Genomic DNA, 7,884 nt, shown 5'->3' with positions numbered 1-7,884 from the left:
TTGTAGTCGTTCTTGACGAAGGAGTGCGGCACGCGGATCGACGCGCCACGGTCGGCGACGCCATAGCTGAACTTGTTCCACGGCGCGGTCTCGTGCTTGCCGGTCAGGCGCTTGTCGTTGTCCGGGCCGTAGACGGCGATGTGGTCCATCAGGTTCTTGTCGAACTGCGCCATCAGGGCCTCGAAATAGGCCTTGCCGCCAACTTCGCGCATGAACTTGGTCGAGAAGTTGCAGTGCATGCCCGAACCGTTCCAGTCGGTGTCGCCGAGCGGCTTGCAGTGGAACTCGATGTCGATGCCATATGTCTCGGTCAGACGCAGGAGCAGGTAGCGCGCCATCCAGATCTGGTCGGCGGCCTTCTTGGAGCCCTTGCCGAAAATCTGGAATTCCCACTGGCCCTTGGCCACTTCAGCGTTGATGCCTTCATGGTTGATGCCGGCCGCAAGACACTGGTCGAGATGCTCTTCGACGATCTTGCGCGCGACGTCGCCGACGTTCTTGTAGCCGACGCCGGTGTAGTACGGGCCTTGCGGCGCGGGATAACCGCTCTCGGGGAAGCCGAGCGGACGGCCGTCCTTGTAGAAGAAGTACTCCTGCTCGAAGCCGAACCAGGCATCCTCATCGTCGAGGATGGTCGCACGGCTGTTCGATTCATGCGGGGTGACGCCATCGGGCATCATGACCTCGCACATGACGAGAATGCCGTTGGTGCGCGCCGGATCCGGGTAAAGCGCCACCGGCTTCAACACGCAATCGGAGCTGCGGCCTTCGGCCTGCATGGTCGAGGAACCGTCGAAGCCCCAAAGCGGCAGCTGTTCCAGCGTCGGGAATTCGGCGAATTCCTTGATCTGCGTCTTGCCGCGAAGATTGGGGACCGGGGTGTAACCATCGAGCCAAATGTACTCGAGCTTGTATTTCGTCATTCTAGCCTCTCGTTGCTTGTTCACCGAACACCAAACGGCTTCGACACACGTCCGCCGTCGGCAGCCGGCGCTGCCGATCCCTAAAATGCAATTCGTGTGCCACTCCGAGTTCGGCAGCTGCGGCAAAATGGCCGCGATATCGCGTCGAATTTGCTGAGCCGCCTCAGCACCGGGCCCATATCGGTCAAACGCGAAATATGCATAAATATTAGGCAATTGCTGATCTTTTCGTAGGCATATTGCCTAAAGGAATCGCAGGCCCTATCTTGCGGGAAAGCTGAATCGACAAGCTCCTGAAAAAGAAAGGAGACCGCCCGTGGAAATCGTCCCTTCCCGTCCGTCGGCAAAAATTCTGATGTTCCCTCTGGCATCACGCAAATCTGCCTCAAATTTAGGCGCCCAGGCGAAATTCGCGGCAGAGCTGGCTTCGCTGCGTTACACGCACGCCGATTTTGACGGCTGGTATCACGAAGCGGCCATCGAGGAAGAAAACCAGCCAAAGAGCTGATCCGCTTCTTCCGGTCTCAGACACGGAAAAGCCCGGCGTGATCACTCAAGCCGGGCTTTCTGTTAGACGATGACGGCCAGTCTAGTCCTTGCCGTGCAGGTCGGTGCCAAGCGTATCCTTGACGAAGATCATGCCGATAATCAGCGTCATCGCCGCGATAATCACCGGATACCACAGGCCATAGTAGATATCGCCCTTGTAGGCGCTAAGCGCGAAGACTGTTGCCGGCAACAGACCGCCGAACCAGCCATTGCCGATATGATAGGGCAGCGACATGCCGGTGTAGCGAATGCGGGTCGGGAACATCTCGACCAGGATCGCCGCGATCGGCCCGTAAACCATGGTCACGAACAAGATCAGGATGAACAGGACGCCGATGGTCATCGGCCAGTTCACGGCGGCCGGATCGGCGAACATGGCGAAGGCACCGCCGCCGGGGATGTTGTAGACGGTGATCTCTGGCGCGCCGGCGGCCTCCTCTGCCGTCACAAGCTTGTCCTTGACCGCCTGATCGGTCGGCACCGCGGTTTTCTCGCCGCCGCGAATGGCCGCCGCGTCGAGCTTGAGTTCAGGATTGGCCGCGATGAAGGCGTCGAGCTTCTGGTCCGCTACCTTTATCGCCGCACGCTTCAGGGGATATCCGCCGTCCTGCAGCGACATGTTGACCGCCTTGACGAAGACGGCGTCCTTGGCCTTGGCCTGATCGCCAGCGGCGATCGCGTCGTAGGACGGCACCGTCTCGTTGCCGATCTTGACCGTAGCGGCAGTACCGGCCGCCGCCGTCGACACCACGTCATAGGGAACCGAGTTCTTGGTCAGGAACGAAGTCGCGATGTCGCATGACGTCGTGAACTTGGCGGTGCCGACCGGGTTGAACTGGAACCTGCAGTCCCCGGGTGCGGCCGTGACCGTTGCCCTTGTATTCACCTGCGCCTTGGCGAGTGCCGGATTGGCGGCCCAGGTCAATGCCTTGAACAGTGGGAAGGTGCAGACGATGGCGAGCGCAAGGCCAGCCATGATGATCGGCTTGCGGCCGATCTTGTCGGAGAGCCAGCCAAACACGACGAAGAAGATCGAGCCGAGTGCCAGTGCGATCGCGATCATGATGTTGACCGACTGCGCATCGACCTTCAGTACATTCTGCAGGAAGAACAGCGCGTAGAACTGGCCGTTGTACCAGACGACGGCCTGGCCAGCAGTGAGGCCAAGCAGCGCCAGCAGTGCGATCTTGGCATTCTTCCACTGGCCAAAGGCTTCCGAGAGCGGCGCCTTGGAACCCTTGCCTTCGTCCTTCATCTTCTGGAACGTGGGAGACTCCGAGAGAGACAGTCGGATCCAGACTGAAACGGCGAGCAGCAGGAAGGAGACGATGAAAGGAATGCGCCAACCCCAGGCGGCATAGGTTTCCTTGCTCAGCGACGCCTGCACGATCAGGATGACGATCAGCGACAGGAACAGGCCAAGCGTCGCCGTCGTCTGGATCCACGATGTGTAGAAACCGCGACGGTCGTCAGGCGCATGCTCAGCGACATAGGTCGCCGCACCGCCATATTCGCCACCGAGGGCCAGGCCCTGCAGCATGCGCAGCACGATCAGGATCACCGGAGCCGCGATGCCCAAGGTCGCATAGCCGGGCAGCAAGCCGACAAGGAAGGTCGACAGACCCATGATCGTCATGGTGACCAGGAAGGTATATTTGCGGCCGACGAGGTCACCGATACGGCCAAACACCAGGGCACCGAACGGGCGGACGAGAAAGCCGGCGGCGAAAGCCAGCAGCGCGAAGATGTTGCGCGTCGCCTCCGGGATGGTCGGGCTGAAAAAGGTCGAGCCAATGAAGGCCGCCAACGAACCGTAGAGATAGAAATCGTACCATTCGAAAACGGTGCCGAGCGAGGAAGCGAAGATGACCTTCTTCTCTTCCCGAGTCATGCCGCGGCTCGTTCTGCCGGCGGTCGATGCCATTGCCATAGAATTGTCCTCCCGTGAGACCCTGTCCTCGATGCCGGGCGCCAATGTCTGCGCTCTCCTCCGAACGCGGACTCGCAAGTGCCGGGCCATCACGGGAAAAATGACAGAAAGCGCCCGCCAACGGCAGAGCGACGATGGGATTATGACTTTGGTATTAGGTGCGGTGCGGCAATCGCCTCGGGCTCAACCCTTGAGCGCTTCGAGAAGGCTGACGGCAGCCATCATATCGCGTTTGCGGGCGGCGCGGCGCGCGACCGCCTCGGCGTCCTGTCCCCAGTGTTCGATCTGCCAGTCCTCGTCGACATGGGCGGCGGCCCAGGCAGCCTCGGCGTCTAATTCACCGAAATCGACAGCCAGCGCCAGCAGCGCCGAACCGGTCAGGGAGGTCATGAGGTGGATGGCGGCCAGCCGCAGCGGCTCGGCGCGCTGATTGAGATGACTGCCCAGAACGGTGATCGTCTCGCGCGGCTGCTCGACATGGATGACCCCCTCGGCAAGGTTGAAGCGGGCCCCCAATGTCGTGCGCGCCCAATCGATGACCGGATCCCACTGCTCGTTCTGTCGCTCGACCAGTCCTTCGGGGGTGTCGGCGCGGTAACAGAGCAGATCCGATGAGGCAAAGCGCAATATGTCTTCCAGCACCGCCTGCGGATCGCTGGCAACGCCGTCGATGGCGGTGTTGACCAGGCGCATCACCGGCATCGTCACCGGATTGATCGTCTCGCCCTGTTCCCTGAACTCGCCGGCAACCAGCACTGCCGCGGCCTCGGTCCGCAGCGCCAGCAGCGCCTTGCCCGGCGTGCGCACCGGCTTGCCGTCGAGATGCACGGCGAAACCTCCCTCTATCGGCGCAACCGAAGCGGTCTTGTAGAAGCGCCTGGGCAGCGGCGTCTTCATCTGAATCTGGGCGCGACGCACCGGATCCGGATCCGAAAGATACTTGCCCGCTTCGAGATCGTTGAGGATGTCACGCATGAAAAATCCCTCTCACACCGGTGTCAGCTTGCGCGCTGGCCGGTTAACGATGATCAGGCCCGCCGCAATCAAGCCAAGCGCCAGAAAAATGCGACTGGTCAGCGGCTCGTTCAAGATGATCGCACCGCACAAGACACCGAAAACCGGCGACAGGAAGGTAAAGCTGGACAGGCCGGAGGCCGGATAGCGGCGCAGCAGCCAGAACCACAGGACATAGGTGAAGGCGACGATATAGATCGCCTGGAAAAGCAGCGCCAAAGTCGGCAGCAAGGAGGGGTCGCGCACCGGCGGGCCGGCGAGAGGCAGCACCAATATGCCGACGATCGCCGCGCCAGCGAGTTGGTAGAGCAGCAGCTTCTCCGCGCTCACCTCGACCAGTTTCGACCGCTTGATCAGGATATTGGTCAAAGCCCAGAAAAACCCGGAGCTGAGACTAAGCAGATCGCCGAACAGCATGTCGCCGCCGCCGAGCTTGTCGGAAAAGACGGCGGTGAGGCCGGCAAAAGCCAGCAGCAGGCCGAGGAACTTGCGCATGGTGATCTGTTCGCCAAGCAAGAAGTGACCTCCAATCAGCATCCAGAACGGCATTGAGTTGACCAGCAGCGTGTTGCGGGCAACGGTCGTATGCTCCAGGCCGACATAGAGGCAGAGGAACTCGATGCCGAACAGTACGCCCACGGCAATGCCGGCGAGCAATGTGCCGTCGCGCCTGAACAGAGCGACGCCGCGCCAGCGGCACCAGAGGCAGACGCAGAAGCCGCCGATGATTGAGCGTGCGATCGACAGGAAGACGGGGTCGTAGCCGGCATAGGAGATTTTCGCGGCGACGTAGTTCAGGCCCCAGGAAAAGGTCAGGCCGACCATGATGGCGGCGGCGGCCATGTCGACTGTGTCGCGCCGATCGAGCGCGTCGGTGGCGCCGCTCAAGATCAATCCTCCGCGCTGGCGTCGTCGAAGCCGATCAGGTTCCAGCTCTGGCGCATATGCGGCGGCATCGGCGCGGTGACGTCGATGACGCCTTTGTCGGGGTGCGGAATGATGATGCGGCGCGCATGCAGATGCAGGCGATTCTGAATACCGCCGGGGAAATCCCAGTTGGTGTCGGCCTCGAAATATTTCGGGTCGCCGATGATCGGGCAGCCGATATAGGCGGCGTGGACGCGAAGCTGGTGGGTGCGGCCCGTATAAGGTTCCATCTCCAGCCAGGTCAAGGCCTGCGCCGCCTGCTCGATGATACGGTAGTAGGACACGGCATGGTCGGCGCCTTTTTCACCATGCGCGGCGACCCGGACACGGTCGCCATCCTCAGTCGGCTCCTTGATCAGCCAGGTCGAGATCTTGTCCTCACGCTTCGGCGGCACGCCCTTGACCAGGGCCCAATAGGTCTTCTTGGTCTCGCGCGCGCGGAACGCTTCCGACAGCTTCATGGCGGCCAGTCTCGTGCGGGCGACGACCAGCACGCCCGACGTGTCGCGGTCGAGCCGGTGGACGAGCCGCGGCTTCTCGCCCTTCTGGTTGCGCCAGGCTTCCAGCATGTCGTCGACATTGCGGGTGACGCCCGAGCCGCCCTGCACTGCCAGGCCCGCCGGTTTGTTGAAGACGAAAACCTTCGGGTCCTCATGGATCAGCATCTTCGCCAGGACGTCCGCATCGCCCTGGTTGCGGATCGAATGGCCGGTCAGCGCGCTCTCCCCCTTCTTGTCGACCTCGAGTGGCGGGATACGCACCACCTGGCCAGGCTCGACGCGGCTGTCGGCCTTGACGCGGCCGCCATCGACGCGGATCTGGCCGGAGCGCAGCAGCTTCTGCAGATGGCCGAAACCCAGGCCCGGGAAATGCGTCTTGAACCAGCGATCGAGCCGCATGCCCGCCTCGCCGGCCTCCACCGTGATCTGTTCAACGCCTGCCATTTTTTCTTCGCTTATCCGTTTCCAATGCAGGGCTTGGCCTGCGCTTGGCGCGGCAATAGCACTAAGGCAGGCTTCTTGCGAGCCAAAGACCCAAAAACAGGGCGACGATCGCGCCAATGACACTGGCCAGCGCATATCCAAACGCCGGAAGCGTGGCTCCCCGTTCCCATAGCGTCGCGAAATCGAGCGAAAAGGCGGAAAAGGTGGTGAAACCGCCAAGCATGCCGGTGGCAACGAACAATCTGACTTCGTTCGAGCCGCCGCGGCGCGTCAGGATGGCGATGAACAGGCCCATGGCAAAGGAGCCGACGATGTTGATGACCATCGTGCCCCAGGGATAGTTGGGGCCGACAAGACGCAGCGCGCCCATATTGGTGAGATGGCGAATGCCGGCGCCGATACCGCCGCCGACGACCACGAGGAGCAGATTGAACATGGTGATCTACTGCCCCTGCGGGACCGGTGGCGTCAATCCCTTCGCCGTCACCATTCAGGCGCTGCCCAGTTCGGATACTTCTTCCTGAATTCAGCATACAGGGCGTCGACCTCGGCTTTGCTGACCGGGCGCACCTGTTCGTAGAGATAGCCGGCGACACCGTCGGACAATCGGTACTGCGCAACGCGCCTGTAGGCGGCACCGATGCCCCTGCCTTCAAGAATATACTGGTTCGGGAGCGTGACGCAGATCTGCGCGCCCGATTGCAGATGCGTAACCGGCCGGTCGGTCACGACAACATATCTGGATTTCAATGCGTCCGGTCGGAACCGATCACGACTGTCCACCTGGCAGATCCATCCGACATGGGCAACAAGATCCCGTTTCATGCCGAACAACAGGGCGTCGCTCATCACAGGACCCGACGCAAATACCGAGAAGCGGTCCTCCGGTTCCATCCTGGCGACGAGGTCATCGATCAGGCGCCTGTATTCGGGGAGATTGTCGAGGCGAAGTGGGAGCGTGGTTTCCCTGGCGAAGACGAAGCCAACCGGGGACAACACCTGACGGCCGGCCGGAAAAAAAGTGCCCAAAAAAGCCAATCCGGCAACAGCGGCCATGGCGGCGGTCGGCCATCGTGACTTCAGCCCCGGCACGGAGGCGATCGAAACGATGGCCTGGGCATAGGCGGGAAAGAGCCAAAGAAACATCGGCAAGGAATGATGACGTTCGGGGTCCTGCGTCCGGATGAAAGCCAGGAAGGTGAGCACCGAAGCCATGGCACAGAACAGGGCAAATCCGTTGCGGCGCACGACCGAGATGTAAAGGCCCACGACAATCAACGCCCAGTTGAGCCAGCTGAGCCGGGATAAGACGTCACCGAGCTGGGTGACAAAGGTCGTTCTGTACCCGCTGTAAAGGTCGGCGTAGCTGGTCTGCAGAATCTTGGCGATCAACGGCAGCTGGAAGTTCAACGCCGTCCCGGCAATAAGGAAAACCACACACGCGCCGCCCAGCGCCGCGTTGCGAAAGGCCGGCAGATCCCGCTCTCTTGCGATCTGCAGCAAACCCAGGAATGCCGCGGAAACGGTGATCCCTATGTCCGCATAGGCGTACCAGCGGCGCAGCATGAACGCCAACCACAGGCAGGCGCCGACGGAT

General features: G+C 61.5%; 8 protein-coding genes. 1 reads left to right on the top strand and 7 read right to left on the bottom strand.

The genetic code is table 11. From position 1 onward, the window contains the following. On the bottom strand, positions 1-923 hold a 923-nt coding region (locus tag C1D09_RS11895; RefSeq protein ID WP_143974477.1), incomplete at its 3' end, for a glutamine synthetase beta-grasp domain-containing protein. Positions 924-1,239: 316 nt separating this feature from the next. Here C1D09_RS11895 and C1D09_RS11890 point away from each other — a divergent pair. Continuing rightward, positions 1,240-1,431, top strand: a complete 192-nt coding sequence (locus tag C1D09_RS11890) for a DUF2735 domain-containing protein (RefSeq protein ID WP_143974476.1) — start codon at positions 1,240-1,242, stop codon at positions 1,429-1,431. Between the two features lie 81 nt (positions 1,432-1,512). Here C1D09_RS11890 and C1D09_RS11885 read toward each other — a convergent pair whose 3' ends face one another. The 6 genes from C1D09_RS11885 to C1D09_RS11860 form a co-directional block, all read right to left on the bottom strand. Beyond that, positions 1,513-3,402 (bottom strand): MFS transporter, encoded by a 1,890-nt coding sequence (locus tag C1D09_RS11885; RefSeq protein ID WP_143974474.1) that lies wholly within the window; start codon positions 3,400-3,402, stop codon positions 1,513-1,515. A 183-nt stretch (positions 3,403-3,585) separates the two neighbouring features. Next, positions 3,586-4,377, bottom strand: a complete 792-nt coding sequence (locus tag C1D09_RS11880; RefSeq protein WP_143974472.1) for an ATP12 family chaperone protein — start codon at positions 4,375-4,377, stop codon at positions 3,586-3,588. Positions 4,378-4,389: 12 nt separating this feature from the next. Then, a complete protein-coding gene (locus C1D09_RS11875) occupies positions 4,390-5,259 on the bottom strand; it encodes a DMT family transporter (RefSeq protein WP_167514573.1) in 870 nt (289 codons plus the stop codon). A gap of 47 nt (positions 5,260-5,306) precedes the next feature. Further along, positions 5,307-6,287, bottom strand: a complete 981-nt coding sequence (locus tag C1D09_RS11870) for an RluA family pseudouridine synthase (RefSeq protein ID WP_143974468.1) — start codon at positions 6,285-6,287, stop codon at positions 5,307-5,309. A 61-nt stretch (positions 6,288-6,348) separates the two neighbouring features. Further along, positions 6,349-6,723 (bottom strand): fluoride efflux transporter CrcB, encoded by a 375-nt coding sequence (crcB, locus tag C1D09_RS11865; RefSeq protein WP_143974466.1) that lies wholly within the window; start codon positions 6,721-6,723, stop codon positions 6,349-6,351. A 47-nt stretch (positions 6,724-6,770) separates the two neighbouring features. Continuing rightward, positions 6,771-7,884 (bottom strand): hypothetical protein (locus C1D09_RS11860; RefSeq protein WP_143974464.1); only part of this gene is annotated, 1,114 nt, incomplete at its 5' end.

It is taken from the genome of Mesorhizobium intechi (assembly GCF_002879535.1).
Classification (GTDB): Bacteria; Pseudomonadota; Alphaproteobacteria; order Rhizobiales; family Rhizobiaceae; genus Mesorhizobium; species Mesorhizobium intechi.
The sequence above is the reverse complement of the archived record's forward strand: the minus strand, read 5'-3'. Positions and strand labels throughout refer to the sequence as shown.

What these genes read in the sequence shown, in the direction of transcription:
- C1D09_RS11885 (WP_143974474.1), bottom strand. Translation starts at nt 3,402, where the DNA reads ATGGCAATGGCATCGACCGCCGGCAGAACGAGCCGCGGCATGACTCGG.
- C1D09_RS11880 (WP_143974472.1), bottom strand. Translation starts at nt 4,377, where the DNA reads ATGCGTGACATCCTCAACGATCTCGAAGCGGGCAAGTATCTTTCGGAT.
- C1D09_RS11875 (WP_167514573.1), bottom strand. Translation starts at nt 5,259, where the DNA reads ATGGCCGCCGCCGCCATCATGGTCGGCCTGACCTTTTCCTGGGGCCTG.
- C1D09_RS11870 (WP_143974468.1), bottom strand. Translation starts at nt 6,287, where the DNA reads ATGGCAGGCGTTGAACAGATCACGGTGGAGGCCGGCGAGGCGGGCATG.
- crcB (WP_143974466.1), bottom strand. Translation starts at nt 6,723, where the DNA reads ATGTTCAATCTGCTCCTCGTGGTCGTCGGCGGCGGTATCGGCGCCGGC.